This is a genomic window from Aquamicrobium terrae (assembly GCF_040545735.1).
Classification (GTDB): Bacteria; Pseudomonadota; Alphaproteobacteria; order Rhizobiales; family Rhizobiaceae; genus Mesorhizobium; species Mesorhizobium terrae_A.
On record NZ_JBEPML010000027.1, the window covers coordinates 23,960 to 38,747 of the forward strand.

A 14,788-nucleotide genomic window follows, 5' to 3' on the forward strand; every position below is an offset into this window, starting at 1 on the left:
CGTACGGGACGCGGGCGAACGAGAGGATTTTATTCGATGGCAAACACGCTTCTCATGCCGAAGGCCACCGCCGTCTGGCTGGTCGACAACACGGCGCTGTCCTTCGACCAGATCGCCCAGTTCTGCGGCCTGCATCCGCTCGAGGTGAAGGCGATCGCGGACGGCGAGTCGGCGCAGGGCATCAAGGGCATGGACCCGGTGATCACCGGCCAGCTCAGCCGCGAGGAGATCGCGCGCGGCGAGCAGGACCCGAACCATCGCCTGAAGCTTTCCGAGCCGAAGGTGCGGGTGCCGGAGACCAAGCGCAAGGGCCCGCGCTACACGCCGCTGTCCAAGCGCCAGGATCGCCCCAATGCCATCCTGTGGCTGGTGCGCAACCATCCCGAACTCAAGGATGCGCAGATTTCGCGTCTGGTCGGCACCACCAAGTCGACCATCGAGCAGATCCGCAACCGCAGCCACTGGAACTCGGCCAATCTGGTGCCGATGGACCCGGTGACGCTGGGTCTGACCTCGCAGATCGACCTCGACATCGAGGTGCAGCGCGCCTCGCGCAACCGTGAGCAACTGCCGCCGACCGGCGACACGCTGCTGCCGGCCTCGCTCACCGAGCGTCTGGAGCCGCAGGCTGACGCGCCGCGCGACGAGGATGCGGAACTCGACGCCGATGCCGTCTTCGCCAAGCTCTCGGCGCTGAAGGGCGCCGACAAGGACGAAGACGACGAGGAATAGACCTCGCTTCCTATCCAACAAGAAGCGCGGGCCTCGACCCGCGCTTTTTTGTTGGTGTCTCAGCGGCGGATGAGCCGCGTGGCGGCGATGCCGCAGGCCATAGCGGCCACGAAGATCAGGGCGGCGGGCTCGCCGAGCCCCAATGCCGGGATCGAGCCGCCGGGGCAGAAGCCGGCAATGCCCCAGCCGATGCCGAACAGGCCGGCGCCTGCCAAAAGCGGCAGGTCGATGTCCCTGCGCGCCGGCAGATGGAAACGCGCGTCGAGCAGCGGCGCCGGTCGCTTCAGCACCAGCCGGTAGCCGATGGCGGTGACGGCCAGCGCGCCGCCCATGACGAAGGCGAGCGACGGGTCCCAGCTTCCGGCGACATCGAAGAAGTTCAGCACCTTGGCCGGGTTGATCATGCCGGAAAGCGCGATGCCGGTGCCGAAGACGAGGCCGATCAGCAGCGCGACCAGGACGCGGGCCATCATATGCCTCCCAGAAGGTGACGCACGACATAGACGGTGATGCCGGTCGCGGCCATGAAGGTCAGCGTGGCGGCGATGGAGCGCGCCGACAGCCGCGCCATCCCGCACACGCCATGGCCGGAGGTGCAGCCGGAACCGAGGGTGACGCCGACGCCGACGAGCAACCCGCCGCCGATCAGCCACGGCGTTCCGGCCGGGCTGTCGAAGGGGATCGTGTAACCGGACAAGGCGATGAGGAGGGCAGGGGCGGCAACCGCGCCGACAAGGAAGGCGGCGCGCCAGCCCCAGTCGGCGGCCGGCGGCGGGAGGATGCCGCCGACGATGCCGGAAATGCCGGCGATGCGCCCGTGCAGGGCCATGAGCAGCACCGCTGCCAGGCCGATCAGCGCGCCGCCGGCGAGCGACAGGAAAGGCGTGAATTCGGTCATCTGCGCGGCTTTCTCACTGCGGCTGCGGGCACGGAACCTGGCAGAACAGGGCGTGCATGGTGTGGATGAAGGGCGCGATGCGCTGGTCGGCCAGCCGGTAGAATACCTGCTTGCCTTCCTTGCGGCTGACGATCAGCTCCGCCTCGCGCAGTTCGGCAAGCTGCTGCGACAGGCCCGGCTGGCGGATGCCGAGAAGGTCCTCCAGTTCGCGCACCGAGCGCTCACCGTCGACCAGCGCGCAGCACACCAGCAGCCGGTCCGGGTTGGACAGCTTCTTGAGGAAGGCCGATGCCTCGTCGACATGTGCCTTGAGGTTGGCGGCCTCGCAGGACAGGGTTCCGGCGGTGGTCACGATCATCCCCATGGTGCGCCTTTCAGGAGGTCGAGCGGTATCTTGAGATAACGTGTTCCGTTGGCCTCCGGCTCGGGCAGGCGGCCGCCATTGGTGTTCACCTGCAAGGATTGCAGGATCAGCTTGGGCATCGGCAAGGTGGCGTCGCGCGCTTGGCGGGCGGCGACATAGTTGGCCTCGGTGAGATATTTCGACATGTGGGTGTTCTTCGCCTTCTGCTCGGCCACGGTCGATTCCCACAGCGGTCCGCGCCCGCCCGGCTGATAGTCGTGACCGGTGAAGATGCGGGTGTCGTCGGGCAGGGCAAGGATCGCCTGGATCGATGTCCACAGCGCCGAGGCGCTGCCGCCGGGAAAATCGGCGCGGGCGGTGCCGCTGTCGGGCATGAACAGCGTGTCGTGGACGAAGGCGGCATCGCCGATGACATAGGTGATCGAGGCCAGCGTGTGGCCGGGCGAGAACATGACGCGGGCCGGGATGGAACCCACCATGAAGGTGTCGCCGTCGGCGAACAGCCGGTCCCATTGCGAGCCGTCGGCGGGGAAATCCGGCCAGTTGTAGAAGCCTTTCCAGAGCTTCTGCACCTCGACGATCTTCTCGCCGATGGCGGTCGGCGCCCCGGTCTTCTGCCTGAGGTGGTGGGCGGCGGAGAAATGGTCGGCATGGGGATGGGTGTCGAGGATCCATTCGACGGCCAGCCCCCTCTCGCGGACGAAATCGAGGATGCGGTCGGCATTGGTGGAGGCGGTCTGGCCGGACTTCTCGTCGAAGTCGTAGACCGGGTCGATGATGGCGCATTTGCCGGTCTCAGGATCTGCCACGACATATTGCACCGACCATGTGCGCGGATCGAAGAAGGCGGTGACGTCCGGCTTGTTGCTCATGCAGCGATTCCTCTGGCTTGCCGGTTGCTTGACCGGGTCACATCTTGAAATCTGCATAAATACGATTGCAAAAAAATGCAATCATTATTTCGCAAAACAAGAGTCGGCGGGGGGAGTGAGCCCGAAAATGCGGCGGTCAGTCGCCAAGCAGGGTCCGGGTCAAGGCATGGTCCGGATCGGCGAGGCCGTCGATGACGTTGAAATGATGCCGGTCCGGCTCGGCCACGGCGGCGGTGCGCGCGCCGAGGCCGGTCCAGATGTTGGCCAGCAGGGCGTTCTGGCGCAGGAACTCGGCCCGCTCGGCCCCGCCCACCCAGCAGGTGAGGCGGATGCCTTCGCGGGGCCGCAGCAGCGCCGGGCTCTCGGCCAGCGCCTCGCTTTCGTCGATGTGGAGCGTCTCGTTCATGCCGGTGCGCATCAGCGGCCGCAGATCGTGCACGCCGGAGATCGACACGACATGGCGGATGCGGGTCCGTAACGGCTCGGGCAGCGGCGCGCCGGCGCTTGCCATGCGCGATACCAGATGGCCGCCGGCGGAATGGCCGGTGAGCCGCAGCGGGCCGTCGATCTCGCCGGCTGCGAAGGCGATGGCGGACGCGATTTCGCGCACGATGCCGCCGATGCGAATGTCGGGACAGAGCGTGTAGGAGGGCATGGCCACCGCATGGCCATGCGCGACGGGCCCCGCCGCCAGATGCGACCAATAGCTCTTGTCGAGCCCCATCCAGTAGCCGCCATGCACGAACACCACCAGCCCGCGCGGGGCGCTGTCGGGCAGGAACAGGTCGAGCCGGTTGCGGGGCGCCTCGCCATAGGCGAGGTCGAGCCTCGCCCGGCCCTGTGCCGCCAGCGCCTCGCGAAAGCTGCGCGCCGGCTCCACCCAGGCGGCCGGCCAGCGCTCGCCGCCCGCTATATGGGCGCCGTTGGTGTAGGCGTCGCTCCAGTCCTCGATATGGCGGCTCAGCATGCGTGTCTCCCCGGTCCGTTCGCTGTCGGCACAGCAAGCCGCGTCTGGCGGCTCGAAGTCAATTCCCAAGGCGATCAGCGTAGCGAAGAAACTTTAGGCTTGAAATAGTTTTCGGCCGGTGTCATTTTTTCTCCTGCGACCATGTCGTTGAACCCTTTCGGGAAACGCGCGTTGGGCTGGAAGAGGAACCGGCTCGGGAGCGCGGCGGTTTCCGCCATGACGGGTTCCGGCAGATGTCGCAGGGAGGATATCACGCTTATGCTTGGGCCTACGGCACATATCGACACCTTTACCCGTGACAACCTTCCGCCGCCGGAGCAGTGGCCGGAGTTCCTGCTCGACGGGTACCGGTATCCAGAATATCTCAATGCCGGCTCCGAACTGACCGACCGCATGGTCGAGCAGGGTTTCGGCGACCATACCGCGCTGATCGGCAACGGGCGGCAGCGCACCTACAAGGAATTGTCGGACTGGACCAACCGCCTCGCCCATGCGCTGGTCGAGGACTATGGCGTCCAGCCCGGCAACCGGGTGCTGGTCCGCTCCGCCAACAACCCGGCCATGGTGGCCTGCTGGCTGGCGGCGACCAAGGCCGGCGCCGTCGTCGTCAACACCATGCCGATGCTGCGCGCCGGCGAACTCGCCAAGATCGTCGACAAGGCAGAGGTTTCGCTGGCGCTGTGCGACACGCGGCTGATGGACGAGATGGTGGCCTGCGCCAAGGAAAGCCGCTTCCTGAAGAAAGTGATCGGCTTCGACGGCACCGCCAACCATGACGCGGAACTCGACCGCATTGCGCTCGGCAAGTCCGTGCGTTTCGAGGCGGTGAAGACCGGGCGCGACGATGTCGCCCTGCTCGGCTTCACCTCCGGCACCACCGGCGTGCCCAAGGCGACCATGCATTTCCACCGCGACCTGCTGATCATCGCCGACGGCTATGCGAAGGAAGTGCTCGGCGTGACGCCGGATGACGTGTTCGTCGGCTCGCCGCCGCTGGCCTTCACCTTCGGGCTCGGCGGGCTGGCGGTGTTTCCCCTGCGCTTCGGCGCCACGGCGACGCTGCTCGAAAACGCCTCGCCGCCGAACATGATCGAGATCATCGAGAAATACCGCGCCACCATCTCCTTCACCGCGCCCACCGCCTACCGGGCGATGATGAAGGCCATGGACGAAGGCGCCGACCTGTCGTCGCTGCGCGTCGCGGTCTCGGCCGGCGAGACGCTGCCCGGCCCGGTGTTCGAGGAATGGGTGCAGAAGACCGGCAAGCCGATCCTCGACGGCATCGGCTCGACCGAGATGCTGCACATCTTCATCTCCAACCGGTTCGGGGACATGCGCCCGGCTTCCACCGGCCGACCGGTCGGCGGCTACGAGGCCCGCATCGTCGACGACGAGATGAACGAGGTGCCGCGGGGCACGATCGGCCGGCTGGCGGTGCGTGGCCCGACCGGCTGCCGCTACATGGCGGACGAGCGCCAGCGCGACTATGTGCGCGACGGCTGGAACCTGACCGGCGATTCCTTCATCGAGGACGAGGACGGCTTCTTCCACTTCGCCGCGCGTTCCGACGACATGATCGTCTCGGCCGGCTACAACATCGCCGGGCCGGAGGTCGAGGCGGCGTTGCTGGCCCATGACGATGTGGCCGAATGCGCGGTGATCGGCGCGCCGGACCCGGAGCGCGGCCAGATCGTCGAGGCCTATGTGGTGCTGGCGCGCGGCAAGGCCGGCGATGCCGCCACGGCCAAGCGGTTGCAGGATCACGTCAAGGCGACCATCGCGCCCTACAAATATCCGCGCTCGATCCGCTTCCTCGATGCCCTGCCCAAGACGCAGACCGGCAAGATTCAGCGCTTCAGGCTGAGGGTGGAACGCCAATGAGCCAGCAACCCTACGATCCTTCCGCAGAAGGCGCGCAGATGTCGTTTCGGGGACGCATGTCCTATGGCGACTATCTGCAACTGGAAAAGGTGCTGGACGCGCAGGCGCCGCTTTCCGATGCCCATGACGAGATGCTGTTCATCATCCAGCACCAGACCTCGGAACTGTGGATGAAGCTCGCCCTGCACGAGTTGCGCTCGGCCATCGCCTGCGTGCAGCGGGACGAGGTGCGGCCCTGCTTCAAGATGCTGACGCGCGTGGCGCGCATCTTCGAGCAGCTCAACAGCGCCTGGGACGTGCTGCGCACCATGACGCCCAGCGAATATACCGAGTTCCGCAACGCGCTCGGCCAGTCGTCCGGCTTCCAGTCCTGGCAGTACAGGGCGATCGAATTCCTTGCCGGCAACCGCAACCTGGCCATGCTGGGGCCGCACAAACACCGGCCCGAAGTGGTGGCGAAGCTGGAGGAAATCCTCGCCCGGCCCTCGCTCTACGACGAGGCGATCCTGCTGCTTGGCCGCAGCGGCTTCGACATCGGCGCCGATGGTGCGCGCAGCGACTGGCGCGAGACCCGGGCCGAAAGCGAGGCGGTGCTGGCGGCCTGGCAGGCGGTGTACAGGGAGCCGAACCGCTATTGGGAGCTCTATGAGCTGGCCGAGAAGCTGGTCGATTTCGAGGACTACTTCCGCCGCTGGCGCTTCAACCACGTGACCACGGTGGAGCGCATCATCGGCCTGAAGCGCGGCACCGGGGGAACCGGCGGCGTTTCCTATCTAAAACGAATGCTTGAGGTTGAACTGTTTCCCGAACTCTGGAAAGTTCGCACCCGGCTTTAGGGCATGATCCCGAAGGTTGGGGACTATCGAAAAACGTCTCTGGACGGGGAATCTGGGAGGAGAATGAAATGCGCAGCATAGTGACGGCGAGCCTGCTCGCCCTTTCGATGACGGTTGCGGGGCTGGCGCAGGCCGAGCCGGTGAAGATCGGCGTCATCACCACGCTGTCGGGCGGTGGCGCGGGCCTTGGCGTCGATACGCGCGACGCACTGGTGCTGGCGTTCAAGAAGGCCGGCAACAAGGATGTCGAGCTGGTCATCGAGGACGACGCGCAGAAGCCGGAACTGGCCGTGCAGATCGCCGAAAAGATGATCCAGAGCGACAAGGTCGACCTGATGACCGGCATCATCTGGTCCAACCTCGCCATGGCGGTGGTGCCGAACACGGTGGCGCAGGACGTCATCTATCTCTCGCCCAATGCCGGCCCGTCGGCGCTGGCCGGGGCCAACTGCCACAAGAACTATTTCAACGTCGCCTACCAGAACGACAATTTCCACGAGGCGATGGGACAGTACGCCAACCAGGACTACAAGAAGACCTTCATCCTCGCCCCCAACTATCCGGCCGGCAAGGATTCGCTGACCGGCTTCAAGCGCTACTACAAGGGCGAGCTGGCCGGCGAGCTCTACACGCAGGTCGGCCAGACCGACTATGCGGCCGAGATCGCACAGATCCGCGCCTCGGGTGCGGATTCGGTGTTCTTCTTCCTGCCGGGCGGCATGGGCATCGCCTTCATGAAGCAATATGCGCAGTCGGGCGTCGGCCTGCCGGTGCTGGGGCCGAGCTTCTCCTTCAGCCAGGACGTGCTGCCGGCCGTGGGCGACGCGGCGCTCGGCGTGAAGAATTCGGCGAGCTGGTCGAAGGACCTCGACAACGAGGCCAACAAGGAATTCGTCGAAGCCTTCCAGGCCGAATATGGCCGCCTGCCGTCGATCTACGCCGCGCAGAGCTGGGATACGGCGAACCTCATCCTGTCGGCGCTCGCCAAGGCCAGCGTCAAGGACAAGGATGCCTTCCGCGCCGCCCTCAAGGAAGCCGATTTCAAGTCGGTGCGCGGCGAGTTCACCTTCAACACCAACCAGCATCCGATCCAGAACATCTATGTGCGCGAGGTGGTGAAGGAAGGCGATGTGCTGACAAACAAGATCATCGGCACCGCCTTCGAGAAGCATGGCGACGCCTATGTCGAGCAGTGCAAGATGTAGGTTTCTTTCTCCCTTGCGGGAGAATGAGTCGGTCCCTCACCCTTACCCTCTCCCCGTTCAATGGGCAGAGGGGTTCTCCAGCGCCGCGGCCAAATCTCCTCTCCCCGCATGCGGGGAGAGGATGCCGGCGGGCAGGTGAGGGGCGATGCCGCGTCACAAGCCGATCCATCGATAACCCACCCGGAACCTCTCGCTTTTGTCCATTGCCCTCATCATCGAACAGCTTCTGAACGGGCTCCAGCTCGGCGTCATGCTGTTCCTGATCGCCGCCGGGCTGACGCTGATCTTCGGCGTCATGGGGCTGATCAACCTTGCCCATGGTTCGCTCTACATGATCGGGGCCTTCGCCTGCGCGGCGGTGGCGGCGGCCACGGGCTCGTTCTGGATCGGGCTCGTCGCCAGCCTTGCGGCGGCGGCCGCCGCCGGTGCGCTGATGGAGGTGGCCGTCATCCGCCGCCTTTACGAGCGCGACCATCTCGACCAGGTGCTGGCGACCTTCGCGCTCATCCTCATTCTGTCGGAAGGTATGCGCTGGTTGTTCGGGTCCTTCCCGCTCTATCTCGACATTCCGCCGGTGCTGCAAGGCGCGGTGCCGCTGCCGGGCGGCGGGCAATACCAGCTCTACCGGCTGGCGATCATCGGCGTCGGCATCGTCGTCGCGGTCGGGCTCTATCTCTTGATTTCGCGCACCCGGCTCGGCATGCGCATCCGCGCCGGCGAAAGCGACCGCGAGATGATCGCGGCGCTCGGCGTCGACATCCGCACCCTCTACACCGTGGTCTTCGCGCTCGGTGCCGCCCTTGCCGGGCTGGCCGGCGCGCTGGTCGGGGCGCTGCAATCGGTGCAGGTCGGCATGGGTGAGCCGGCGCTGATCCTCGCCTTCGTGGTCATCGTCATCGGCGGCATCGGCTCGATCAAGGGGGCGCTGGTCGGCGCCGTGCTGGTCGGCGTGGTCGATACGATGGGCCGTTTCCTGCTGCCCAAGCTGCTGGCGCTCGCCCTGCCGGCCTCGCAGGCCAATTCCGTCGGGGCCGCACTTGCCTCGATGCTGATCTACATCGTCATGGCGCTGATCCTCGCCTTCCGGCCGCGCGGCCTGTTTGCGGGGCAGGCATGATGGCGGGCGTATCGCGCGAGACATGGATCAGCGCCGTGCTGGTCGCATTGCTGGTTGCCGTGCCGCTGGCGGCGACGGCGGCGGGCGAGCCGTTCTACGTCACGCTTGCCACCCGCATCGCCATACTGGCGCTGGCGGCGGTGGGCCTGAACATCGCGCTCGGCCTCGGCGGGCTGGTGTCGTTCGGGCATGCCGCCTTCTTCGGCCTCGGTGGCTATGTGGCCGGCATCTTCGCCGCCCACGCCTTCAACGGCGCCCCGCTGCCCTTCGGCTTCGCGGCCACCACGGCGATGCCGGTGATCTGGCTGGTGGCGATTGCGCTGTGCGGGCTGGTGGCGCTGCCCATCGGTGCGATATCGCTGCGCACCGCCGGCGTCTACTTCATCATGATCACGCTGGCCTTTGCCCAGATGATCTACTACTTCGCCGTCTCCTGGCCGGACTATGGCGGCGAGGACGGGCTGTCGATCTATGTGCGCAACAGCTTTCCCGGCCTCAATACGGCGCAGCCTCTGCCCTATTTCCTGCTTTGCCTCGGCCTGCTGGCGGCGGGACTGGTGCTGTTCTGGTGCATCCAGGGTTCACGCTTCGGCGCTGCGCTGGAAGCTTCGCGGCAGAACGCGACGCGGCTCGCCGCCGTCGGCATCACGCCCTTCGGCATCCGGCTCGCCGCCTTCGTCATCTCGGCCATGGTGACGGGACTGGCGGGCGCGCTGTTCGCCGACCTCAACCGCTTCGTCAGCCCCTCCATGCTGTCCTGGCACATGTCGGGCGAGCTGATCGTGCTCATCATCCTCGGCGGCAAGGGGCGGCTGTTCGGGCCGTTGGCCGGGGCCATGGTCTATGTGCTGTTCGAATATGCGCTGGGCGGCATCACCGAGCGCTGGCAGTTCTTCCTCGGGCTGATCCTGCTCGGCGTGGTGCTGTTCGCGCGCGGCGGTTTTCTGGGGCTTCTGGCCGGAAAGGCACGCCATGGCTGAGCCGATCCTGCAGCTCTCAGAAATCCGCAAGACCTTCGGGGCGCTGAAGGCCACCGACGGGGTGAGCCTCGACCTGCGCAAAGGCGAAATCCATGCGCTGATCGGCCCGAACGGGGCCGGCAAGAGCACGCTGATCCACCAGATCTGCGGGTCGATCCGGCCCGACAGCGGCACCATCCGCTTCCTTGGCGAGGACATGGCCGGGCTCGACATGGCGGCGCGGGTGCGCAAGGGACTTGGCCGCAGCTTCCAGATATCCTCGCTGGCCCCGGAATTTTCGGCGCTGCGCAATGTCATGCTGGCCGTGCAGGCCAGGCAGGGCTCGAGCTACCGCTTCTTCCGGCCGGTGGCGGGCGACCGCAGCCTGACCGGGCCGGCCATGGCCATGCTGGAACGCGTCGGGCTGGAGAAGCGGGCAAAAGTGCCGGCGGCGGAGCTGTCGCATGGCGAGCGCCGCCAGCTCGAAATCGCCATCGCTCTGGCGCTGGAGCCGAAGGCCTTTTTGTTCGACGAGCCGATGGCCGGGCTCGGGCCGGAAGGCTCGAAGCGGCTGACCGGCTTCCTCGACGGTCTGCGCCATGAAGCGCCGATCCTGCTGGTCGAGCACGACATGGACGCCGTCTTCGCGCTGGCCGACCGCATTTCGGTGCTGGTCTACGGCCGCATCATCGCCACCGGCACCGTGGCCGAAATCCGCTCCGATCCGGAAGTGCGGCGCGCCTATCTCGGAGACGCGGCATGAGCCTGCTTGTCCTCGATCGTGTCGAAAGTTTCTACGGGGCCAGCCAGGCGCTGTTCGGCGTCAAGCTGACCATCGAGGACGGCGAGGTGGTGGCGCTGATGGGCCGCAACGGCATGGGCAAGACCACCACCATCAGCTCCATTCTCGGCCTCGTGCGGCCGCGTGCTGGCTCGATCCGCTTTGCCGGCAAGGAACTGGCCGGCCTGCGCCCGCATCGCATCGCGCGGCTGGGGCTGGGGCTGGTGCCGGAAGGGCGCCGCTGCTTCCCGAACCTCACCGTGGAGGAGAACCTGCTGGTGGCGGCGCGCGGCAGCGACTGGACGCTGGGGCGGGTGACGGAGCTGTTCCCGCGCCTCGGCGAACGGCGCAGCCAATATGCCAACACGCTTTCGGGCGGCGAGCAGCAGATGCTGGCCATCGGCCGGGCGCTGATGACCAATCCGCGCCTGCTGATCCTCGACGAGGCGACCGAGGGGCTCGCCCCGGTGATCAGGCAGGACATCTGGGCGGCGATCCGCAAGCTCAAGGCCGCCGGCCAGTCGATCCTGGTGGTCGACAAGACGCTGTCGGAACTGCTGCCGGTGGCCGACCGCTGCTTCGTGCTCGAAAAGGGCGTTACGGTGTTCGAAGGCACGCCGGATGCGCTGACGCCCGAATTGCAGGATCGCTACCTGGGGGTTTGACCAGCGCTCCGCGCGTCATCCCCGCCAAGGGAGCGTAGTGATCGCAAGCCGGGCTCCATTCCGGAACAGCAAGTGGTTATTCTGACAGACCGCGGCATGGATTCCCGACACTCTCCATTCGCTTCGCTCATTTCGAGGCCGGGAATGACGGGAAAGTATAAGTACACTCGTCATTCTCGACGTTGGAGCGACCGCAGGGAGTGGAAAGTGTCGGGAATCCATTCCGGAACATTCAAACGTTACGGAATGGATCCCGGACAGCCTCCGCTACGCTGCGGCAGACTTCCGGGATGCCGGGGAGTGGTCAGGTCACAGCGGCGCGCACCGCGAAGCGGGGCTCCTTCCAGATGCCGCTTGAGAGAATCTCTTCAAGGATGCCGACCGCATCCCACACGTCGCGATAGCTGGTGTAGAGCGGGGTGAAGCCGAAGCGCAGCGTGGCGGGGGCGCGGAAATCGCCGATGACGCCGCGCTCGATCAGCGCCTGCATCACCTCATAGGCGTTGGCATGGGCGAAGGACACCTGGCTGCCGCGCCGTGCCCGGTCGCGGGTGGTTTCCAGGGAAACCCCGTATTGCCCGCAGCGGGCCTCGACCAGCGCGATGAACAGATCGGTGAGCGCCAGGCTCTTTTCCCGCAAGGCCGTCATGTCGACCTCGTCCCAGATGTCGAGCGCGCCCTTCAGGGCCCGCATCGAGAGCACCGGCTGGGTGCCGCACTGGAAACGCTGGATGCCGGAGGCGCCGGCATAGCCGCGCTCCATGGCGAAGGGGCGGGCATGGCCCCACCAGCCGGAAAGCGGCTGGACGATGTCGTCGTGGTGGCGGCGGGCGGCATAGATGAAAGCCGGCGCGCCCGGGCCGCCGTTGAGGTATTTATACGTGCAGCCAACCGCGAAATCGGCCCCGACGGCGTCGAGTTCCACCGGCAGCGCGCCGGCGCTGTGGCACAGGTCCCAGACCGCCATCGCGCCGGCCTCGTGGATGCGCCGCGTCAGCGCCGCCATGTCGCGCAGCTCGCCGGTCTTGTAGTTGACATGGTTGACCAGCACGACGGCCACGCTGTCGTCAATCAGGTCCTCGATGGTGGGCGCATCGACGCCTTCCAGCTTCAGCGACGTGCCCGGACGGGAGGAAACGACGCCCTCGGCCATGTAGAGGTCGGTCGGGAAGGAACCGCCTTCGGCGACGATGACGCTGCGGCCGGGCCGCATGGCGAGGGCGGCATGCAGTGCCTTGTAGATGTTGATCGAGGTGGTGTCGGTCACCACGACCTGGCCTTCCGCCGCGCCGACCAGCCGGCCGATGCGGTCGCCGAGCCTGAGCGGCATGTCGAACCAGCCGGCGCTGTTCCAGGCGCGGATCAGGTCGTGGCTCCATTCCTGCCCGGCCGCCTTGCCGAGTTCGGCAAGTGCGGCAGAAGAGGCCGCGCCCAGCGAATTGCCGTCCAGATAGATCACGCCTTCCGGCAGCACGAAACGCGCGCGGAAGGCGCTGAGCGGGTCGGCCTTGTCCATCGCCCCGATGGCGGCCAGGTCGATGGCGGCCGGATCGATAGCGGCAGGATCGGCGGCGGAAACAGCGGACATGAAACCTCCTTGCGGGCGTGCCTCGGCGGGAGGCTTGCCCGGCTGTTGCGGTCGGGGCTGCCGGCGAAGCGCGGTGGCTTCGCCGGAGCGTTCTGGCTCTTGTCTTGACGCAATTCCGCGCGGGAAGCCGGATCCCGCTTTCCCGGGAATTGCCCTATTCGCGGAACGCTTCCTTGGCGGCGGCGGGGCCGCGCCCCCGCTTGAGGCTGGGCAGCGCCAGCATGGTCAGCACGAACAGGCCCGTCGCCAGCTTGAGGTCGGGCGGCGGCATGCCGGCGGCAAGGCACAGCGACACGAGCTGGTAGTAGACGATGGCGCCGACAAAGGGGGCCAGAAGCTGGCGCAGCACCGTCTGCTTGCCGGTGATCGCCTCGCCGATCATCAGCGCGGCCAAGCCGTTGATGAGCACGCCGATGCCCATGTTGACGTCGGCAAACCCCTGGCTCTGCACCATCAGCGCGCCGCCGGTGGCGGAGAAGGCGCCGGCCAGCCCGATGCCGCCGATGGTGGCGGCCCAGACGTTGATGCCCTGCGCCTCGGCCATGTCCGGGTTGGAGCCGACCGCGCGCATGGCGGTGCCCTTCTCGGTCTTGAAGTAGAAATAGAGCAGCGCGAACACGGCCAGAACCACGAGGCCGGCGACCACGATCTTCGAGGGTGGGAAGCCTGCCCGCAGGCCCGGCACCCAGTCATAGACGGTCGGGTTGCCGAATACCGACAGGTTGGAGCGGCCCATGATGCGCAGGTTGACGCTGTAGAGCATGGTCATTACCAGGATGCCGGCCAGCAGCGTGTGGATGCGGAAGCGCAGATGGATGAAGGCGGTGCAGCAGCCGGCGACGAAGCCCGCGGCGAGGGCGGCGGCGATGGCGGCCACTGGCGAGGCGCCGGCGACCAGCATGACCCCGCACACGCTGCCGCCGAGCGGGAAGGCGCCCTCGCTGGTCAGGTCCGGGAAGCTCAGCATGCGGAACGGGATCATGATGCCGAGCACGACGAAGCTCAGGATCAGGCTCTGTGCCAGCGTGACGGGAATGAGCGAGACGAAGCTCGACAGGGTGGTTTCGATGAAGCCCATTTTGGTCAGCTCGCCAGCAGCATGCGGTCGGTCTTGACGGAGAAATGGCCGATCAGGTCCACCACCGTGACGTTCTTCTTTTCCTCGCCGGCGATCTCCAGCTTCACCTTGCCGGCATCCAGCATGATGATGCGGTCGCCGAAATCGACGGCGTGCTGCATGTTGTGGGTCACCATCAGCGTGGTCAGCTTGAGGGAGGAGACGGTGCGGATCGTCGCCTGCATGACGATGTCGGCGGTGCGCGGGTCGAGCGCCGCCGTATGCTCGTCGAGCAGCAGCACGTCGGGCCGGTCGCTGACGGCCATGATCAGCGACAGGGACTGGCGCTGGCCGCCCGAAAGCAGTTCCACCTTGGTGTCGAGGCGGTTTTCGAGGCCGAGGCCGAGCACCGACAGGCGCTCGCGATATTCGGCGAGCCGGGCGGCGTTGAGGCCGGGGCGCAGCGTGCGGCGCCTGGCGCGCAGCTCGGCCAGCAGCATGTTCTCGGCCACGGTCATTGAGGCGGCGGTGCCGCGCATCGGGTCCTGGAACACGCGCGCCAGGCGGGCGGCGCGCTTGTGCACCGGCATGGCGGTAACGTCGTTGCCGTTGATGAGGACCTTGCCGGAATCGAGCACTAGCGAGCCCGAAATGGCGTTGAGCATCGAGCTTTTGCCGGCACCGTTCGAGCCGATGACGACCCCGAATTCGCCGGTGGCGAGCGTCAGGTTGAGATTGTCGAGCGCGACCTTCTCGTCGGGCTGTCCCCGGTAGAAGACCTTGCGCGCGGACCGGACTTCCAGCATCCGCTACTCCTGCGCGTTCTTGGAAGGCTTAAGAAAAAGGCGGCGCCTCCAGAGCGCCGC

The 14,788-nt window shown here is 66.6% G+C and carries 17 protein-coding genes; 8 read left to right on the top strand and 9 right to left on the bottom strand.

Features of this window, described 5'->3' with window-relative positions:
* Nucleotides 1-36: 36 nt before the first annotated feature.
* Complete coding sequence (locus tag ABID37_RS24270) at nucleotides 37-732, top strand: DUF1013 domain-containing protein (protein WP_354199550.1); 696 nt, start codon at nucleotides 37-39, stop codon at nucleotides 730-732.
* 59 nt (nucleotides 733-791) lie between these two features.
* On the opposite strand, the gene ABID37_RS24275 is transcribed toward ABID37_RS24270, so the two are convergent.
* The 6 genes from ABID37_RS24275 to ABID37_RS24300 form a co-directional block, all read right to left on the bottom strand.
* Nucleotides 792-1,202, bottom strand: coding sequence for a DUF6691 family protein (locus tag ABID37_RS24275; protein WP_354199598.1), 411 nt, complete (start codon nucleotides 1,200-1,202; stop codon nucleotides 792-794).
* Entirely contained in the window at nucleotides 1,202-1,630 is a 429-nt protein-coding gene (locus ABID37_RS24280) for a YeeE/YedE family protein (RefSeq protein WP_354199551.1), read from the bottom strand. The genes ABID37_RS24275 and ABID37_RS24280 overlap by 1 nt, the downstream gene beginning before the upstream one ends.
* A gap of 13 nt (nucleotides 1,631-1,643) precedes the next feature.
* Nucleotides 1,644-1,988, bottom strand: a complete 345-nt coding sequence (locus ABID37_RS24285) for an ArsR/SmtB family transcription factor (RefSeq protein ID WP_354199599.1) — start codon at nucleotides 1,986-1,988, stop codon at nucleotides 1,644-1,646.
* Nucleotides 1,985-2,866 carry an MBL fold metallo-hydrolase gene (locus tag ABID37_RS24290; protein ID WP_354199552.1) on the bottom strand — a complete coding sequence of 294 codons (882 nt, stop codon included), beginning with the start codon at nucleotides 2,864-2,866 and terminating at the stop codon, nucleotides 1,985-1,987. Before ABID37_RS24290 ends, ABID37_RS24285 begins: the two co-directional genes overlap by 4 nt.
* A gap of 136 nt (nucleotides 2,867-3,002) precedes the next feature.
* Nucleotides 3,003-3,833, bottom strand: coding sequence for a hormone-sensitive lipase (locus ABID37_RS24295; RefSeq protein ID WP_354199553.1), 831 nt, complete (start codon nucleotides 3,831-3,833; stop codon nucleotides 3,003-3,005).
* 74 nt (nucleotides 3,834-3,907) lie between these two features.
* Nucleotides 3,908-4,051 carry a hypothetical protein gene (locus ABID37_RS24300; protein WP_354199554.1) on the bottom strand — a complete coding sequence of 48 codons (144 nt, stop codon included), beginning with the start codon at nucleotides 4,049-4,051 and terminating at the stop codon, nucleotides 3,908-3,910.
* A 40-nt stretch (nucleotides 4,052-4,091) separates the two neighbouring features.
* Between ABID37_RS24300 and ABID37_RS24305 the strand changes: the two genes are divergently transcribed.
* From ABID37_RS24305 to ABID37_RS24335, 7 genes are all read left to right on the top strand, one after another.
* Entirely contained in the window at nucleotides 4,092-5,714 is a 1,623-nt protein-coding gene (locus ABID37_RS24305; protein WP_354199555.1) for an AMP-binding protein, read from the top strand.
* The gene (kynA, locus tag ABID37_RS24310) at nucleotides 5,711-6,550 is read left to right on the top strand and encodes a tryptophan 2,3-dioxygenase (protein ID WP_354199556.1); all 840 of its coding nucleotides are present in this window, start codon (nucleotides 5,711-5,713) and stop codon (nucleotides 6,548-6,550) included. Before ABID37_RS24305 ends, kynA begins: the two co-directional genes overlap by 4 nt.
* 68 nt (nucleotides 6,551-6,618) lie before the next feature.
* Nucleotides 6,619-7,755 (top strand): ABC transporter substrate-binding protein, encoded by a 1,137-nt coding sequence (locus ABID37_RS24315; protein WP_354199557.1) that lies wholly within the window; start codon nucleotides 6,619-6,621, stop codon nucleotides 7,753-7,755.
* 196 nt (nucleotides 7,756-7,951) lie between these two features.
* Nucleotides 7,952-8,872 carry a branched-chain amino acid ABC transporter permease gene (locus tag ABID37_RS24320; RefSeq protein WP_354199558.1) on the top strand — a complete coding sequence of 307 codons (921 nt, stop codon included), beginning with the start codon at nucleotides 7,952-7,954 and terminating at the stop codon, nucleotides 8,870-8,872.
* The gene (locus tag ABID37_RS24325; RefSeq protein ID WP_354199559.1) at nucleotides 8,869-9,852 is read left to right on the top strand and encodes a branched-chain amino acid ABC transporter permease; all 984 of its coding nucleotides are present in this window, start codon (nucleotides 8,869-8,871) and stop codon (nucleotides 9,850-9,852) included. The genes ABID37_RS24320 and ABID37_RS24325 overlap by 4 nt, the downstream gene beginning before the upstream one ends.
* Nucleotides 9,845-10,594, top strand: a complete 750-nt coding sequence (locus tag ABID37_RS24330) for an ABC transporter ATP-binding protein (RefSeq protein ID WP_354199560.1) — start codon at nucleotides 9,845-9,847, stop codon at nucleotides 10,592-10,594. Before ABID37_RS24325 ends, ABID37_RS24330 begins: the two co-directional genes overlap by 8 nt.
* Nucleotides 10,591-11,277, top strand: a complete 687-nt coding sequence (locus tag ABID37_RS24335) for an ABC transporter ATP-binding protein (RefSeq protein WP_354199561.1) — start codon at nucleotides 10,591-10,593, stop codon at nucleotides 11,275-11,277. The genes ABID37_RS24330 and ABID37_RS24335 overlap by 4 nt, the downstream gene beginning before the upstream one ends.
* 304 nt (nucleotides 11,278-11,581) lie before the next feature.
* Here ABID37_RS24335 and kynU read toward each other — a convergent pair whose 3' ends face one another.
* From kynU to ABID37_RS24350, 3 genes are all read right to left on the bottom strand, one after another.
* Nucleotides 11,582-12,865, bottom strand: coding sequence for a kynureninase (kynU, locus tag ABID37_RS24340; protein ID WP_354199562.1), 1,284 nt, complete (start codon nucleotides 12,863-12,865; stop codon nucleotides 11,582-11,584).
* Between the two features lie 154 nt (nucleotides 12,866-13,019).
* Complete coding sequence (locus ABID37_RS24345) at nucleotides 13,020-13,943, bottom strand: ABC transporter permease (RefSeq protein ID WP_354199563.1); 924 nt, start codon at nucleotides 13,941-13,943, stop codon at nucleotides 13,020-13,022.
* Nucleotides 13,944-13,948: 5 nt separating this feature from the next.
* Nucleotides 13,949-14,728: an ABC transporter ATP-binding protein gene (locus ABID37_RS24350; RefSeq protein ID WP_354199564.1), complete on the bottom strand. Its 780-nt coding sequence runs from the start codon at nucleotides 14,726-14,728 to the stop codon at nucleotides 13,949-13,951.
* Between the last annotated feature and the right edge of the window lie 60 nt (nucleotides 14,729-14,788).

Bases quoted from the DNA above. Each gene is read 5' to 3' on its own strand.
- ABID37_RS24330 (WP_354199560.1), top strand. From the start codon at position 9,845: ATGGCTGAGCCGATCCTGCAGCTCTCAGAAATCCGCAAGACCTTCGGG.
- ABID37_RS24350 (WP_354199564.1), bottom strand. From the start codon at position 14,728: ATGCTGGAAGTCCGGTCCGCGCGCAAGGTCTTCTACCGGGGACAGCCC.
- ABID37_RS24300 (WP_354199554.1), bottom strand. From the start codon at position 4,051: ATGGCGGAAACCGCCGCGCTCCCGAGCCGGTTCCTCTTCCAGCCCAAC.
- ABID37_RS24295 (WP_354199553.1), bottom strand. From the start codon at position 3,833: ATGCTGAGCCGCCATATCGAGGACTGGAGCGACGCCTACACCAACGGC.
- ABID37_RS24315 (WP_354199557.1), top strand. From the start codon at position 6,619: ATGCGCAGCATAGTGACGGCGAGCCTGCTCGCCCTTTCGATGACGGTT.
- ABID37_RS24305 (WP_354199555.1), top strand. From the start codon at position 4,092: ATGCTTGGGCCTACGGCACATATCGACACCTTTACCCGTGACAACCTT.
- ABID37_RS24325 (WP_354199559.1), top strand. From the start codon at position 8,869: ATGATGGCGGGCGTATCGCGCGAGACATGGATCAGCGCCGTGCTGGTC.
- ABID37_RS24345 (WP_354199563.1), bottom strand. From the start codon at position 13,943: ATGGGCTTCATCGAAACCACCCTGTCGAGCTTCGTCTCGCTCATTCCC.
- ABID37_RS24275 (WP_354199598.1), bottom strand. From the start codon at position 1,202: ATGGCCCGCGTCCTGGTCGCGCTGCTGATCGGCCTCGTCTTCGGCACC.
- kynU (WP_354199562.1), bottom strand. From the start codon at position 12,865: ATGTCCGCTGTTTCCGCCGCCGATCCTGCCGCTATCGATCCGGCCGCC.
- ABID37_RS24335 (WP_354199561.1), top strand. From the start codon at position 10,591: ATGAGCCTGCTTGTCCTCGATCGTGTCGAAAGTTTCTACGGGGCCAGC.
- ABID37_RS24285 (WP_354199599.1), bottom strand. From the start codon at position 1,988: ATGATCGTGACCACCGCCGGAACCCTGTCCTGCGAGGCCGCCAACCTC.
- ABID37_RS24290 (WP_354199552.1), bottom strand. From the start codon at position 2,866: ATGAGCAACAAGCCGGACGTCACCGCCTTCTTCGATCCGCGCACATGG.
- ABID37_RS24280 (WP_354199551.1), bottom strand. From the start codon at position 1,630: ATGACCGAATTCACGCCTTTCCTGTCGCTCGCCGGCGGCGCGCTGATC.
- ABID37_RS24270 (WP_354199550.1), top strand. From the start codon at position 37: ATGGCAAACACGCTTCTCATGCCGAAGGCCACCGCCGTCTGGCTGGTC.
- kynA (WP_354199556.1), top strand. From the start codon at position 5,711: ATGAGCCAGCAACCCTACGATCCTTCCGCAGAAGGCGCGCAGATGTCG.